Origin of the sequence: Glutamicibacter sp. HZAU (genome assembly GCF_004100365.1) — a bacterium.
Taxonomy (GTDB): domain Bacteria; phylum Actinomycetota; class Actinomycetes; order Actinomycetales; family Micrococcaceae; genus Glutamicibacter; species Glutamicibacter nicotianae.
The window spans coordinates 229,872-245,089 of the sequence record NZ_SCKZ01000001.1 but is presented as its reverse complement, the minus strand read 5'-3'; the positions used below and the strand labels follow the sequence as shown (position 1 = coordinate 245,089).

The following is a 15,218-nucleotide window of genomic DNA, read 5'->3' as shown; positions in this document are numbered from 1 at the left end:
GGTGCCGAAGGAACTCTACGAGCTGGTGAAGCTGCGCGCTTTGATCCTCAATGGCTGCTCCTTCTGCACCGATATGCACTCCCACGACGCGATGGAGATGGGCATGTCCATCGCGAAGCTCTTTGCTGTGGCTGCCTATAACGATTCGCCGCTGTTTACCGATGCCGAGCGCGCTGTCCGGCGGCTGACCGATGCGGTGACCCGGCTTGATCCTGCCACCGGGGTCAGCGACGAAGTCTGGGACGCGGCCGCTGACGAATTCAGCGAGGAAGAAATCGGCAACTTGATCCTGGCGATCGCCACGATCAATGTCTGGAACCGCATCGCGATCCCGACCCAGCTCGAACCGCCAGTGCGCGACTAGTGCCGGGAAGCGCAGGTAGAATCGGGCGCGTGGAGCAACCAACGGAATCGCCGTCCTGGCGCAGTGGGACGCCGAGAAGCCCCGGCTGACCGTCCTGGCCTACAACATGCTCGGCGTGTGGGCGCAGGCCGAAGACGTGGTTAGCGTGGTGGCCGAGCAGTTGCTCAAGCTCGCCTCGGAAGCCGCCGAACAGGTGCGCAACTGGCCGGCGTTCCTCACCACGCTGGCCACGCGCCGGGCGATTGACGTGCTGCGTTCGGCCCAGCGCCAGCGCACCGAGTATGACGGGGAATGGCTGCCCGAGCCGGTAGGCCAGCTGGCGCTTCCCGAAGATGAGGTCCTGAGCAGATCGATGCTGCGCCTCGGTGTGCTCTTCCTCCTCGAGGAGCTCTCGCCCCAGGCCCGGGCCGCCTACGTGCTGCACCATGCCCTGGGCTACAAGGCCGCGGAGATCGCCGAGGTGCTGGAGACGTCGCCGGACGCGGTCCGGCAGCTGTTGAGCCGTGCCGGCAAGGAACTGGGTCACGCCGAAGCGCCCAGCAGTGACGCAAGCGAAACATGGTCATTGCTGTCTCACGTCGTTGCCGCCATACGCCACGGAGATGCTGAGGGACTGGTCAGGCTCATGGCCACGGATGCGGTGCTTTACTCCGATGGCGGCGGCAAGGCCAGGGCCGCGTTGAACCCGGTGCTTGGCGCGCAGCGCATTGCCCGCTTCCTGGTTGGCGTTGAGCGGAAAAACCTAGGGCGCAGCGTCTTTCTGGGCGAAGCGAATGCGGCGCCGGCGCTGCTCTTCAAGCTCCATGACCGGCAGGATCTGGTGGCGATCGAAGTGTCCGCAGGACACATTCAAACCATCTTGCTGGTGTCCAACCCGAACAAGCTCACCCATGCCAACGCGCAGTGGACATGCTGCACGGGTAGCGGCCGACGTGTTCCACGTGGAGCGAAGTTTCTCAAATCATTGTTGATACAGTAGTTTCCATGAATCGACCCCGCAGTTTCGGTCCGTCGGCACTGGGCAGGATCCAGTGCGCATGCCTGCTGGCAGCCGCTGTTGTGCTCGGCCTCAGCACCGCCACCATCCCAGTCGACGCGTCCAGTGCGGCCACGGAATCCGAAGCTCCGGCACCGGTGTACCCCTCGGCGATGCCCAGCGATGAGGCCGAAGACGAGGGCACGGTGCTCATCCCGTCGGTGACATCCCAGGAAGGCAACTTCTACCTTGCGGTGACTGACGCGGCACTCGATGACGTGGATTCGGAAAGGATCATGGACCAGGTCCGGCAGGCCGTGGGCGAGCAGGACGCGAAAATCCTGCTCGGGGTGGACCAGAAACCCAACAACCTCAAGGGAGCCGCGCAGCTGGTGCGCGGAATGCTGATGTTCGGGGACAGCGACGCGCTGAGCGATGACTGGCTGGAGAACGGAAAGACCCTGGGCTACGTCGGCAAAGGCTGGATTGCCATCGGCGTGATGCTGCCCGAGGACCCCGCCGATGAGGTCGAGGTCTTCGTGGATCCCGGGCGCGATATCCGCGAAACGGAACCCGGGTCCAGCCAGAAGATCCTGGCAGCCGGGGACGAGGCATTTAGGGCAGGGGACTACACCGCAGGCATCAACGAGGTCGCGCTGGCCACGACTCAGCACCTGCAGGCGCCGCCTGACCGGACGCTGGCCAAGGTGATCGCCGTGGGCGTGCTCGCGGTGGCAATCGTCTTCATGCTCGCCTGGGCGTGGCGCGCCAAGCGCCGCAAGGCCAAGAAGGCGGCGGCCGCCGAACGCCTCAAGCAGGCCGAAGTGCTCGAATCGCGGATCCAGCAAGCAAGCCGCTACCTCGGCAGCAACCCGGTCCCCGGCCTCGGACTGCAGGAACAGGGCCGTTTGGCCCGGGTGATGGCGGAACTGGAAAAGCAGCGCGCCGGCACCCAGCACGGTGCCCAGCGGACACAGGACCTGGATCCGGGGATCGCCGTCCAGGAGCAGGTCTCCGAACAGCAGCTGGCAGATCTGCGCCGCCGCGAACGCGAACTCTCGCTGCTGCGCGGCGCAGTCCAGCTGGCCCGCGGTTTCGCGGGCCGGCCGCGGGATGCACGCGAAGCCTGGGACCGGATCTTCGAATACCACCGTGAGCGGCTGGAAGACCTGGCGCTGTTCCTTGACCTTCCCGGGGCCGGGCAGCTGGGTTGCGCCCAGGCTGCGCGCACCGTGATCATCACCCACACCGATGAGCTGCAGCTGCTGCGAACCCGGGTGGGCCGGCGGAACACCGGAGCCCAGGATGCTCCTGGAATCCTTGAACGGTTATGGGAGCTGCGCGACGAGCTCGATAGCGTGCTGCGCGATGCGCTGGCGCAAGCCGGACAAGCGCGGATCAAAGTACCTCTGGGGCTAGGGGAGCGGATGGCTGGGGCCCAAGCTTCCGCCGATGCACTGGAGAATGATCCCATCGCGGTGCTCAGGAATTTCCTGCCGGGAAGCGAGGTCCGCTGATGCCTGCTCGCTTGATGCATGATTCCGCCGGCCGGCGCCTGCGCCGCCCCTTCCACTGGACCGCCATCGCTGCCATTTTCATGGCTTTGGTGACCACGGCCCTTGGCGTGCGCGCGGTGCTTGCGGTGCAGGCAGCCAACGTCCCTGCACCCTATGCGGTCACGGTGGTGGTCCAGGGTGAGAACGGCTTCAACATCACCCAGCAGACGGTGGATGCCGAGCTGGCCCGGCATCCGGTGCGGGCCACGGCCCCGCTGGAACTGGTCATTGCCGACCGCTGGCTAACCGGCGATGAACTGCTGCGCGGGGAAGTGCCCGAAAACCAGATCATCGTCTCGACCAAGATGGACAACCGGGATTCCGGGCAAAGCGAGGCCGAGCAGCGCTTCTCAGGGGTGGGCCTGGACCGGAACCTGGTCGCCTCCGATGACGCGCATAACGACCTGCGCTTCGATATCGAGAATGCCTTCATCAAGAACATCTCGGTAGGCCACGGCCCCAAGGCGGCGGTGGCCGCCGCGCATACCGCCGCGGTGCTGCTGGATGATTCGCCGAGCAACTCGGCGATCTTCTGGTTCGCCGTGGTCGGCGCCAGCGCCATGCTCACGGCCGCCCTGCTGGCCAGCGCCCTGCGCTTCCGTTCCCGGTGGGCATCCCGGCACCGGCGGCTGGCCGCGGCGCAGCGCAAGCTGGCCCGCGTGGTCCTGGATCTCGAAGCGCTGGAAGCCACTTATCAGGCAGCTGATCCGGGGCAGCGCCCGGCTGGCTTCACCAAGGCCTGGCAACAGCTCGAAGCGCTCTCCCTTGATGCGGCCCGGCGCGAAGACCCCTTGGTGCGCCAGATCTTCGACCGTGCCACCTGCCTGGACAAGGACACCGGACAGCAGCTGGCCGCCTTTGAAACCGACGCGCGCAAGCTGACCGAACTGGCCGACTCCCTGATGGGCGCCGGCTCGGTGCATGCCGACCTGGCCGGCACCGGGTCCACATTCGACAAGCTCAGCGCCCCGATCAATGATGCCGCCACAGCGCTGCTGATCCGGCTGGAAACGGCCCCCGGCACCATGGTTGCCGGCAAGGACCTGGAGGATTTCCGCGGCGCCTTGGGCGAACTGCTCAACGCCGCCCACGGCGACACCGGCCAGCGCTCAGCCATCGAGCGCTGGGCCGACGCCGAAAAGCAGCTGGCCAAGCTCGCCGCGAAGATCTCCACCCGGTTGCGCCGTTATCCGCGGGGCCAGAAGCAGGAGGTGCCGCCGATTGGTGCCCAGCACAATGAGCTGCGCGCCAGCCTGGGGCTGCCACCGGTTACCAAGCAGAGCGCGCTGCAGCGGATCGCTACCGCGAATGCTTTGGCCCGCGGGGTGCTCGGCGACACGCTGCAGACCGACCAGGCCGCTGGAGGGAACTCGGGCGAACCTGCTGGCTGGCAGCGCATGCTGGCCCGGCTCGCCGGCACGCGCAAGGCAGCTGGCGATGAACCGCCGAAGCTGCGCCGGGCGTGGAAGTTCGGGCTGCTTGCGGCCCTGCTGGTGGGCAGCCTGATCGCCTCCGGGCTCATTGTCTCCTCGATAGCCAACGAGCCCGAGCGCACCTATGAGGGGTCCGGCCGGGGGATGGAACTTGAAATCGATGACCAGGGCCAACTGGTGGACGAGGCCGAGATCCGCCGGTACATGGAGGAAGACTTCGATACCCCGCAGCGGATCCTGGTCGCGGTCCGCGATGCGGAGGCCTACCTGGATCTCAACGAGGTCGAAGGCTATGAATTCCGCGAATCGACACCCCAGAGCGTGCGCTCGGCGATCTTGCGGATCAAGGACGAATACTCCGATCGCGCGGATCCCGCCAGCGGCGAGCTGCCCGAGGACCTGACGATTATCCCGCTGCTGATCACGGATGGAGGCAAGGGCATCATGCCCGGGCTGATTTCCGGTGCGGTCATCAGCGGTACCGCCTCCTGGGGAACGACCGGCGGGTGGGAGCACGGCAGCATCTACGAGTCGAACTATCCGGCCATGGAAGCGGCCGGCGCGGCCGAGGACTTCGCCGTGGTGCTCAAGCGGGCCGGCTACGAGCAGCCCGACTACAACACCACGTTGCTCTACTGGATGCTCGTGTTCATGCTGTTCTTCACGGTCATCAACGTTTTCCAGGTGATCCAGTACCTGCTCGGGGCGAGCACGCAGCTGACCCGGTTCTCCCGCGGTTCGCGGTCGGTGCAGCAATCGCGCCGCCAGCTGGAGCAGCTGGCCATGGGCCTGGAGGATTCGCAGATCAATGCTGTGGCCGTGCTCGGGGCCAGCGAGGCGGGGACTGCCGACGAGGCAGGCCAGCGCTTGTTCGAGCGTGCCCTGATGATGGCGTGGCGCGAGGCCGAGGAATTGTCCTCGATGACCCTGGGACAGCGCCTGCAGGCAAGCTATGCCCAGCGCGCGGCGCATCTGGCTCAGCTGGTGGCGTTGCTGGGCGAACGCGATGCCGATGTGGCGCGGCGGGCCAAGGCGCTGGTGCTGGCCAGCCGTGGCGCCGGCGGGGATGCCCCGGCGGAAGTGGCGCTGCCGGGGCGGTAATGCACCCGCCCCGGCAGCCGGATTCTGCTCGGACTCAGCCCAGCAGCTCGGGCAGGTCTTGCGCCTCGTTGCCCAGCACCTTCTGCGAGAGGAACTCGGTGACCACCTGGTACCAGATCTTGGCGTGCTGCGGGGTCAGGATCCAGTGGTTCTCATCCGGGAAGTAGAGGAACTGGTGCTCGGTGCTGCCGTCTTCCTTTTGCGGCAGCCCCGAATCGGCCAGCAGCTCGTACCACAGGCGCAGGCCTTCGCCGATGGGCACCCGGTAGTCCTTGTCGCCGTGGATGACCAGCATCGGGGTGACGATGCTGCCCACCGAATGATGCGGGGAGTTCAGCTCGCGCATTTGAGGGCTCATCTCGCGGGTCCAGTAGAACGCTGCGTCGGTGGTCTTCCCGAATCCTTCCAGCGCCCACAGGCTGGCGTGCGTGACGATGGCCTTGAAGCGGTCGGTGTGCCCTGCCACCCAGTTGGCCATGTAGCCGCCGAAGGAGCCGCCCATCGCGGCGGTGCGGGTTTCATCGATGTCAGCGCGCGCCTCGGCGGCATCGGTGATGGCCAGCAGATCCGTGTACGGTTCCTGGCCCCAGCGGCCCCAGCCGCGCTGGATGAACGCCTGGCCGTAGCCGGTGGACAGGGCGGGATCCGGCAGCAGCACCGCATAGCCCTGGGCTACCAGCAGCCATGGGCTCCAGCGCCAGCTCCAGGCGTTCCACGAGCCCAGCGGTCCGCCGTGGATCCACAGCAGCAGCGGCGCCTTGTTGGTGGCAGAAGCTGATTCCGGCAGGGCCAGCCAGGCGCGGACGCTCGATCCGTCTTCGGCCGTGGTCGTCACCTCGGTGAGCGTGCCCGGCAAGGCCGGGCGGGCAACCGGGGAGCGCAGCTCGGTCAAGGCGGCGAATTCGCCCGGCTCCAGGTCGCCGGTGTGCGCCAGGTCGATGGCTACCGGTTCGGCCGGGTGCAGGTAGCTGGAGCGCAACGCGTAGGCGGTGCGCGAGTCGCTGCTGATGACCACGTCGGTGAACGCGCCCTCGTCGGTGAGCCGGGTGATCTTGTCGTTGTACAAGCTCAGGTGGAAGACCGGGGCATGGCCGTTGTCGTCCGCGACCAGCAGCAGCGAGCGTCCATTGGGAACCCACTGCAGGTCGCTGACCCAGCGGTCCCAGCCGGCGGCGATCCGATGGGTGGCGCCGTCGGCCAGGTCCATCAGCCACAGCTCGAAGACCGGGGCGGTTTCGGCGGTGGAACGCTCCCAACGTGCATAGGCCAGCTGGGTGGAGTCCGGGCTGATCTTGCCCAGCGTGTATTCGTACGTGTCGTCGGGGGCGAGCAGCATTTCGTGGGCGCCGGTGTGCAGGTCGATCCGCATCAAGCCCGGGGCCGAGGAAGCCCGGCCTTCGGGAACCTGCCATTCGGTGATCAGGAAGGCCCCGTTGGCAGCGACATCGTAGTAGGTATCCTCCAGGTTCGCGCCGATGCCCGGGGTGAGATCGGTGAGCTGGGTGCCGCTGGTGTCCTGGGGGTCCGGCAGGGAGCCGGTGTAGAAGTGCGGGGTGGACGGGCCCAGGTCTTCGTCCCAGAAGCGCACCGGGTAGCCGGTGTGCAGGATGGCCGAGACCTTCTTGTCCTTGCGGCCGGTGCGCAGTGCCGCTTCGGCCTCCAGATCCTTGGCGCGGCTGAAGGCCGAGGTGCGCAGCACGATGGTCTGCGGGGACTGCTTGCAGATCCGCAAGGACTGCACCCCGGCCGGGTGGGAGATCACCGAGCGGGCTTCGCCTCCTGCCACCGGAAGGATCCATCCTTCGGCCTTGGCGTCTTCCTTGGATGAGCGCTTGGACACGAAGAGCAGGTCGCCGTTGGCGGTGAACTGCGGCTGCGATTCGCCGTGCTCGCCGAAGGTCAGCCGGCGTGCCGGTTCCTGGCCTTTGGGGTCCAGCGACCAGAGGGCGCTTTCGTATTTCGTCTCATCCTCGGACAGGGTGCTGAGGGTGGTGACGAGCTTCGTGCCGTCGGGGGAGAGCGCCAGTCCGCTGAGCCGGCCCAGGCCGATAAAAGAATCTAAATTATGAAATGAATGCTTAGAGTGTTCCACTTCACATATCTTGCCACTGTTCGCGGTCGGGCACTACCGAATATCGAAAATTACGCGGCATCGGAACGAAGGGCCGGTGCAACTTGTAATCAAGGCGTGATGCCGCAGCTATTGGAAAAACCTGCAAGGCCGTGGAGGATGGGTTCCATGGGGGAGCTCGCGATGTCAGCTGCATGACCGGATAATCGATCAAGGAGTTGGAAAAGATGAACCGTGCCAGAACCCGTCTTGGCGCGCTCCCGATGATGTGCGCAGCAGCACTGATGCTGGCTGCCTGCCAGGGAGCCGAGCCGGAACCGGCCGAAAGCCAGAGCGCAGCACCCAGCGGAACGTCGCCATCGGCAAGTGCCAGCGCGCCGACGGCCTCCAGTCCCGAAGCCAGCCCAACGCAAAGCACCGGAAGCCCGGATGAGTCAAGCTCGGCGGCGCCAGAGCTGAATCAGGTGCATGAAGTGCATGGCATCCGCTTCTTTACCCCGGAACAGTGGACTGCCACCGGGGATGACTGCGACGGCGAATGCACCGAATGGGACGAATGGGAGATCAAGAACGCGCAAGGCAAGCACGTGCTGACCCTGATCCCCACCACGGCAACCTCTCCGGATGGAGATATGGCGCTGTATGAACGGGAGCTGCTGGACCGCAAGGAACTTGAAAATCCCGGAGCGGACACCGGATTCCATCCCACTAGCCTGATTGCCGAGTTCTGGGAATCGACGGACCAGGAAGACGGCGAGAAGGATTCAGGATTCGGCATTGCCCTGATCGATGACGAAGAGCTCGCCAAGCGCGATGAGAACCCGGATCTGAACTTCTTCAGGATCGGCGAGCAGTCGCCGATGATGTGGGTTGAAGAGGATTATCTGGAAGACCATGGTGTTCCCGACGACCCGACCAAGCAGCAAGCGCAGCAGTTCCTGGACACCGAGCAGTACGCGTTGGTGCGCGACATCTTGCTCAGCGTGGAACCTGCCGTCGGCTAACCCAGCTGCGGAACGCAGAAAACCGGCCCGGAAGCAGCGCGATGCTGCATCCGGACCGGTTCGGGGAACCTGCTATCCCTGGTTGGCCGGCTGCTCGTTGCGCAGCCGTGCCTCGGCGATCTCGTTGATCCGTCCGCGGCACAGGTACCAGCCGCCGATGATCAGCGGAATGATGATCACCAGAGAGGCAATGGTCCAGGTGCCCACCGGATTGTCGAAGGCCATCATCACCAGCACCAGGGCAAGGAAGCCCAGGGTGACCCAGCCGGAAACCGGGGCGAACGGCATCCGGAAGCTCGGGCGATCCTGCTCTCCGCGCTTGGCCGATTTCACCAGCGCCATCTGGCACAGCACGATCATCGCCCAGGAGGCAATGATGCCGATGGCAGCGAAGTTCAGCACGATTTCGAAGGCCTTGGCCGGGACCACGGCGTTGAGCACCACGCCGAACACTGCCACCACGGCGGTGATCACGATGCCGCCGTAGGGCACTCCTGCCTTGTTCATGCGTCCGGCGAACTTCGGCGCCGACCCGTTCAACGACATGGAGCGCATGGTGCGCCCGGTGGAGTAGAGCCCGGCGTTCAGCGAGGACAGCGCTGCGGTGAGCACCACCAGGTTCATCACCACGTCCATGCCCTGCACGCCAATGGATCCGAAGAAGGTCACGAACGGCGATTCCCCGGCGCTGTAGGCCGAGTAGGGCAGCAGCAGCGAGAGCAGCACCAGCGAGCCGACGTAGAACACGGCAATGCGGATGATCACGGTGTTGATGGCCTTTGGCATGACCTTTTCCGGGTTCGCGGTCTCGCCTGCGGCGGTGCCGATCAGCTCGATGGACGCATAGGAGAAGACCACGCCCTGCATCAGCACCAGCACCGGCAGCAGGCCGTTGGGCAGCAGCCCGCCATTATCGGCCAGCAGCGAGAAGCCGACCTCATGCCCGTCCAGCGGCGTGCCGAAGATGACGAAGTAGCAGCCGACAATCAGGAATGCCACCAGGGCCACGACCTTGACCAGCGCGAACCAGAATTCCATCTCGCCGAAGGCCTTGACCGAGATCAGGTTCATGGTGAGCACCACGGCCAGCGCCACCAGCGCCCAGAGCCACTGCGGCACCGAGCTGATCCACCCCACGTATTTGCCGAAGAAGCCCATGTACAGGGCGACCGCGGTGATGTCCACGATGGCGGTCATCACCCAGTTCAGCCAGTACAGCCAGCCGGTGGCGAACGCCGCCTTCTCGCCGTAGAACTCGCGGGCGTAGGACACGAAGGAGCCGGTGGACGGGCGGTGCATGACCAGTTCGCCCAGCGCCCGCAGGATCAGGAAGGCGAAGAAGCCGCAGACCGCGTAGCTGATCACGATGCCCGGGCCGGCCGCCTCCAGGCGTCCGCCGGCGCCCATGAACAGGCCGGTGCCAATCGCGCCGCCAATGGCGATCATCTGCATCTGCCGGGAGGACAGGCCCTTGTGGTAATCGTTGTCGCCGGCAGTCAGCGCGGCATCGGGGACGTGCGCCGCGGTGGCGTGCGGGGTGGAATTATCCATAAGATTCCTTGGATCTAGTCGGTGAGGTTGGCAAGCCGCTCGGGGGAGAGCAGCTCATTGAGGTCTTCGGCCGAAAGCAGGCCGCGTTCGAGCACCAGTTCGGCCACGCCGCGTCCGGTGTGCAGCGCTTCGAGGGCCACCGAAGTGGACGCGGCATAGCCCAGGCGCGGATTCAGCGCGGTGACCAGGCCGATGGAGTTCTCCACCTCGCGGCGCAGCGCCTGCTCGTCCACGGTGATCCCGTCGATGCACATGCGCGCCAGCGTCAGGCAGCCGTTGGCCAGGTACTTGAGCGACAGGCCGATGGAGTGCGCGATCACCGGCTCGAAGGCGTTCAGCTGCAGCTGCCCGCCCTCGGCGGCCATGGTCACGGTCAAGTCGTGGCCCACCACCTGGTAGGCGATCTGGCTGACCACTTCCGGGATCACCGGGTTGACCTTGCCCGGCATGATCGAGGAGCCGGACTGCACGGCCGGCAGCTGCAGGTCATTCAGGCCAGCGCGCGGTCCGGAGGAGAGCAGGCGCAGGTCGTTACAGATCTTGGAGATCTTCAGCGCCACTCGCTTGAGCACTCCGGACAGGTGCACGAAGGCGCCCACATCGCTGGTGGCCTCGATCAGATCCGGGCTGGTGGTCAGCGGCAGGCCGGTCAGCTCGCGCAGGTGGCGGCAGGCGGCCTCGGCGTAGCCGGCCGGGGCGTTCAGCCCGGTGCCGATGGCTGTGGCGCCGAGGTTGATCTCGGTGACCAGCGACAGCGATTCCTCCAGCCGCGCCCGGTCCTCGCCCAGGGTCACCGCCCAGCCGCGGAACTCCTGGCCCACGGTCATCGGCACGGCGTCCTGCAGCTGGGTACGGCCCATCTTCACGACGGTGCGGAATTCTGCGGCCTTGGCGTTGCAGGAATCCTGCAGCACCTCGATGGCCGCCAGCAGCGGCTGGGTGGCGAAGTGGGTGGCGATGTTCACCGCGGTCGGGTAGGCGTCGTTGGTGGACTGCGACAGGTTCACATGGTCGTTCGGGTGCAGGTGCTGGTACTCGCCCTTTGCATGGCCGAGGATCTCCAGCGCCAGGTTGGCGATGACCTCATTGGCGTTCATGTTGGTGCTGGTGCCCGCCCCGCCCTGGATCGGGTCGATGATGAACTGGTCGTGCAGCTCGCCGGCGACGATGCGCTCGCAGGCCGTGTCGATGGCCGCGGCGCGCTGGGCGTCGAGCAGACCGAGCTCGTGGTTGGCCCGGGCGGCCGCCTGCTTCACGCGCGCCAATGCGCGGATCAGGTGCGGGTTGCCGGACAGCGCGGTGCCGGTGATGTCGAAGTTCTCCTTGGCGCGCAGGGTGTGCACGCCCCAATAGGCTTCCGCCGGGATCTCGCGGTCGCCGATCAGGTCATGCTCGGTGCGGGTCTGGCCGCTGAGCAAGGTTTCAGGCATGGTGGATTCTTCTCCAGTGTTCATTGATTGGGTGGGAACGGGAAACTTACAGTGCGGCCAGCAGGCCTACGGGCTGTCCGCCGCCGAGGGCCGGGCTGGTGGCCAGCGGCTCAAGGGCCAGAGCCGCTTCGGAGCCAAGGTGCTCGGCGAGCAGCTTGGCGGTGATCGGCATCCGGGCGCGGTCCGAGCCATCGGCGATCTTCACGGCCAGCGCGCTGCCATCGGGCAGGCCCACGGCCTGGATGCCTTCGAAGCCGTCCTTGGCCACGGCGCCGGGCAGCACGCGCATCAGCTCGGTGACATCGCGGCCCTCGCCTGCCACCAGTTCCGGGTAGCCGGACATGGCAGCGGCCACGCGGTGCTCGGCGGTGCCTTCGGCGGCGCTGGCCAGCTTGCCGAAGGCGCGGGCCAGTCCGGCCAGGCTCATCCGGTATACCGGGGTGCCGCAGCCGTCGGTGCTCACCCCGCTGATCTCTTCGCCGGCCAGCTCCTCGACGGTGTCCTGCAGCAGATCCAGCAGGCGCTGGTCATTCAGGTAGTCTGCGGTGTCCCAGCCCTTGAGCTGGCATAGGGCGGCCAGTGCCGCGTGCTTGCCCGAGCAGTTCTGTGCCAGCTGGGTGGCCTTGCCGCCGGTGGACAGGTGGCGCTGGCGCTCGGCGGCGCCGTAGGGCAGGTCGGTGGAGTTGAGCAGCGCGTGCTCGTCCAGCCCGGCCGCTGCCAGCGTCGAGGCGGCAACCTGCTGGTGGCGTTCTGCTCCGGAGTGGCTGGCCGAGGCCAGGGCCAGCTGCTGGTCATCGAGCTGCAGCCCGGCGCGCAGCATGCCCACCGCGAACAGCGGCTTCAGCGCCGAGCGCGGGTAGAACACGGCCTGGGCATCGCCGCGGCTGGCGGCGATGGAGCCGGAGGCATCCAGCAGCACTGCCGAGCCGTAGTGGATGGACTCGACGGCGTCACCGCGGGTGGCGATGACCAGCGGTTCGTGCTGGGGCAGTGCCTGATTGGCCAGCGATGCGCGCAGGGTCTGGGGATCGGCGGGGGTCACTTCTTGCTCCTGACTATGGTGGATACTGCGTGCTGCACCGCGTTGAGGTGCTTGGCCATGGCAGCGGTGGCGGCTTGCTCATCCTGTGCTGCGATGGCCTGGTAGATCTCCTGGTGCTCCGTGTTCGAGGGCGCGCGGCGGCCGGCGACCAGGTTCACGGTCTCGGACTGGCGGGCCATGGCCTCACGGATGTCGGCGACCACCTTGGTGAACACCGAATTGCCGCTGGCCTGCGCGATTGCCGCATGGAAGGCGGCATCCAGCTCCACCCAGGCGGCCGGGTCGTCTTCCTGCTCCATGGCCTCGATCAGGCCGCTGATCCGCTCCAGGTCCTCGGCGGTGCGCCGGGTGGCGGCGAAGCTGGCGGCCGGGATCTCGATATGCGGGCGGGCCTCGTGCAGGTCATCGGAGGAGAAGCTGCCCAGCTTCAGCTCGCGGGTGGGCCGGTGGGAGACCACGAAGGTGCCGCGCCCGGTTTCGGTGCGGGTCAGCCCCAGGGCTGCGCAGGAGCGCAGCGCTTCGCGGATGACCGAACGGCTCACGCCGTAGTCGGCCGCGAGGGCTGCTTCGGATCCGAGTTTCGCACCAATGGCGATTTCCCGGGCTTCAATGGCTAAGCGGAGTGCATGGAAGACGCCTTCGGCAGCGGATCGGCGTTCGATCGGCTGTTGTCCGGGTGTCCAGCTGTCTGACAGGTTCACGTGTACCAGTGTGCGACTGTGAGCCACTTAACGTCAAGTCGCTCCATTCGTGATCGCGAACACTCTAGTCAGTGCAGTGGCCTAGTGCGGGAACGCAGGAGTAGAACACCTGCGTCCCCGCACCTGGCTGAGCGTTGTCCTGCCTCCAGGACACGCTTGAGCATCCGCAGATCGGCGGTGTTCGCCCGGCGCATCATCGGGGGCCATCAGCGGTGCCAGCAGCTTGCTGAATCCCGAGGGCCGCCCGTCATTGCGCAGGTGCAACCGGGTCCTGGCGCCATCCACCGCCTTAAAGCGGTAGCTGGTGCGCATCGGGAACGGTCCTTGCGCGGTGGCCATGACCAGCAGCCGGCCGGGCACATATTCCTTGAGCACGTAGGTGTAGGACAGGGCCCGGCCCCGGAAGCGGGCTTCGAAAGCGGCACGCGCTCCGATGCCGAAGCTGCCCTCATCGAGCCGGCGCGCGGTGCTGATGTTCCGGTACCACGCCGGGGCGTTGAGCGGATCCATCGTGGAGCCGGCCACCTCGTGCAGCGGCCGGCGGATCACGATGCTTGTGGCGACATCAACCATCGGTGCCGCTCGGGCGCCGGCCGGCACGCGGCCGGTGAAGGCGATCAGCCGTTCCAGGCTACCGGCGGATTCGGCGATGGCCGTCTCGGGGCCGAGTGAGCCCGAAGCGCGCTGCTGTTCGCCAACCGTGGCCCGCGCCAGTTCCAGGACGTACTCGGCCAGGCCCGGATCCACGTCGAATTCCTGGCTCGTGGCCTGGGCGAAATCCCAGCCGTGGACCATGAATTCGAGGTCAGGATACCGGACAGGACGCTGGCCGGAACCATTGCGAAGCCCGGATCGAGCGTGCCCTCCAGCCCACGTGCGGAGAAGGACTCCAGGGCCGCCTGCGCGAGCTGGGCAATGCGCGGTTCCGGTTCCAGCGACGGGTCATCTGCCTGTTCTGAGCCCAGCGCCTTGCAAGCCAGCGCGAGGTTGCCGGCCAAATGGTCCACGAGCTGGCTGACGTTGAACTCGGTGCAGGGGGTGGGCGCTGCAGGTCCTTTTCCTGAAGGTGGTGCAGCACCAGCTGCAGCACGGCCAGGGAGGCCTCGGCAGCGGTGATGGCATCTGCGGGTTCCGGCGTGGCGTTCCATTCATCGGGGACGGCATGGCCGGCTTTCGCGAAGCGCACCAAGCGGTCCAGGAAGTGGTTCCAGCCCTCAGCATGACCGGAGGACTGCCCGGCATCCAGGCGTTCGTGGCACAGGGTGAGCGCGGTGCCTTCCGCATGCGCTTCCATGGTGATGTAGAGGGTGGAATCACCGAGAGGCACCGCGTCGGAGCCTTCCCAGCCCCAGCTGAGCACCAGCCGGCGGCCTGGCTCGATTTCGGTGACTGTGCCTGCGGCATGGTGGCCGGGGCCCATGGTGAATCGGTAGCTGCCACTGACCCTCAGGTTCATGCGGCAGGCCACAGTTTGCCAGCGGCGCAAGCGTTCGGGGTCGGTGACCAGGGTGAAGGCGGTGTCCGGGTTGACAGGGAGGATGACGGTTCTCTCGAAGCTCATGGCTGTTCTCCTGGGTGTGCCATCGGGGAGGCGGTGGGCTGCCCGCCGGCGGCCAGCTGGCTGGCCTCGGCTGCAAGCAGATCCAATTCGGTACTCCAGAACGACTCGATTTCTTTCTTGAGCCGGGCGATGCCTGCACGGTTGAGCGAATAGTAGCGCTGGCGTCCGTCCTTCCGGGCGTCGAGCAAACCGGCTTCGATCAACAGCAGCAGGTGTTGGGAGATGGCGGACCTGCTGACCGGGAAATGCCCGGCCAGCTCCGTCACCGTTCGTTCACCGGAGCCGAGCAGCTGTACCAGGCGCTTGCGCGTCGGTTCAGCGGCGACCTCCAGCACTTCGAGCATGTGCAATGCGTTAGCCGTTGCTACGCATTGCATAAGGTCTGCCGGGAGATTAACCGCGAAAGGCGCACGGGCAGATTGCCAGTG

General features: G+C 66.4%; 12 protein-coding genes and 2 pseudogenes. 5 read left to right on the top strand and 9 right to left on the bottom strand.

Annotated elements, in window-relative coordinates:
• The first annotated feature begins 1 nt into the window (after position 1).
• Genes EKH49_RS01145 through EKH49_RS01130 form a run of 4 tightly spaced genes read left to right on the top strand, consistent with a single transcriptional unit; the run spans position 2 to position 5,430 of the window.
• On the top strand, positions 2-364 hold the full coding sequence (locus tag EKH49_RS01145) for a carboxymuconolactone decarboxylase family protein (protein WP_236640972.1): 363 nt from the start codon (positions 2-4) through the stop codon (positions 362-364).
• 46 nt (positions 365-410) lie between these two features.
• Positions 411-1,343 (top strand): sigma-70 family RNA polymerase sigma factor, encoded by a 933-nt coding sequence (locus EKH49_RS01140; protein WP_330857397.1) that lies wholly within the window; start codon positions 411-413, stop codon positions 1,341-1,343.
• A gap of 5 nt (positions 1,344-1,348) precedes the next feature.
• A complete protein-coding gene (locus EKH49_RS01135) occupies positions 1,349-2,857 on the top strand; it encodes a hypothetical protein (protein WP_128469282.1) in 1,509 nt (502 codons plus the stop codon).
• A complete protein-coding gene (locus EKH49_RS01130) occupies positions 2,857-5,430 on the top strand; it encodes a hypothetical protein (RefSeq protein WP_128469281.1) in 2,574 nt (857 codons plus the stop codon). The genes EKH49_RS01135 and EKH49_RS01130 overlap by 1 nt, the downstream gene beginning before the upstream one ends.
• Positions 5,431-5,464: 34 nt before the next feature.
• Here the strand turns inward: EKH49_RS01130 and EKH49_RS01125 are convergent, their stop codons facing one another.
• Positions 5,465-7,522 (bottom strand): S9 family peptidase, encoded by a 2,058-nt coding sequence (locus tag EKH49_RS01125; protein WP_128469280.1) that lies wholly within the window; start codon positions 7,520-7,522, stop codon positions 5,465-5,467.
• Positions 7,523-7,728: 206 nt separating this feature from the next.
• Between EKH49_RS01125 and EKH49_RS01120 the strand changes: the two genes are divergently transcribed.
• Positions 7,729-8,505: a hypothetical protein gene (locus EKH49_RS01120; RefSeq protein ID WP_128469279.1), complete on the top strand. Its 777-nt coding sequence runs from the start codon at positions 7,729-7,731 to the stop codon at positions 8,503-8,505.
• Between the two features lie 72 nt (positions 8,506-8,577).
• On the opposite strand, the gene EKH49_RS01115 is transcribed toward EKH49_RS01120, so the two are convergent.
• The 8 genes and pseudogenes from EKH49_RS01115 to EKH49_RS01085 form a co-directional block, all read right to left on the bottom strand.
• Positions 8,578-10,056 (bottom strand): amino acid permease, encoded by a 1,479-nt coding sequence (locus EKH49_RS01115; RefSeq protein ID WP_128469278.1) that lies wholly within the window; start codon positions 10,054-10,056, stop codon positions 8,578-8,580.
• A 14-nt stretch (positions 10,057-10,070) separates the two neighbouring features.
• Entirely contained in the window at positions 10,071-11,486 is a 1,416-nt protein-coding gene (locus EKH49_RS01110; protein ID WP_128469584.1) for an aspartate ammonia-lyase, read from the bottom strand.
• 46 nt (positions 11,487-11,532) lie between these two features.
• Positions 11,533-12,528: an asparaginase gene (locus EKH49_RS01105; RefSeq protein ID WP_236640970.1), complete on the bottom strand. Its 996-nt coding sequence runs from the start codon at positions 12,526-12,528 to the stop codon at positions 11,533-11,535.
• Complete coding sequence (locus tag EKH49_RS01100; protein ID WP_073707752.1) at positions 12,525-13,229, bottom strand: FadR/GntR family transcriptional regulator; 705 nt, start codon at positions 13,227-13,229, stop codon at positions 12,525-12,527. Before EKH49_RS01100 ends, EKH49_RS01105 begins: the two co-directional genes overlap by 4 nt.
• 81 nt (positions 13,230-13,310) lie before the next feature.
• A complete protein-coding gene (locus EKH49_RS01095) occupies positions 13,311-14,024 on the bottom strand; it encodes an SRPBCC family protein (RefSeq protein ID WP_236640969.1) in 714 nt (237 codons plus the stop codon).
• 35 nt (positions 14,025-14,059) lie between these two features.
• Positions 14,060-14,377 (bottom strand): annotated as a pseudogene (locus EKH49_RS17135) (maleylpyruvate isomerase N-terminal domain-containing protein); the annotation flags it as partial.
• Between the two features lie 92 nt (positions 14,378-14,469).
• Positions 14,470-14,790, bottom strand: a pseudogene (locus EKH49_RS17130) (SRPBCC family protein); the annotation flags it as partial.
• Positions 14,787-15,134, bottom strand: coding sequence for an ArsR/SmtB family transcription factor (locus tag EKH49_RS01085; protein WP_201739534.1), 348 nt, complete (start codon positions 15,132-15,134; stop codon positions 14,787-14,789). The gene EKH49_RS01085 and the pseudogene EKH49_RS17130, both read right to left, overlap by 4 nt.
• Positions 15,135-15,218 lie beyond the last annotated feature (84 nt).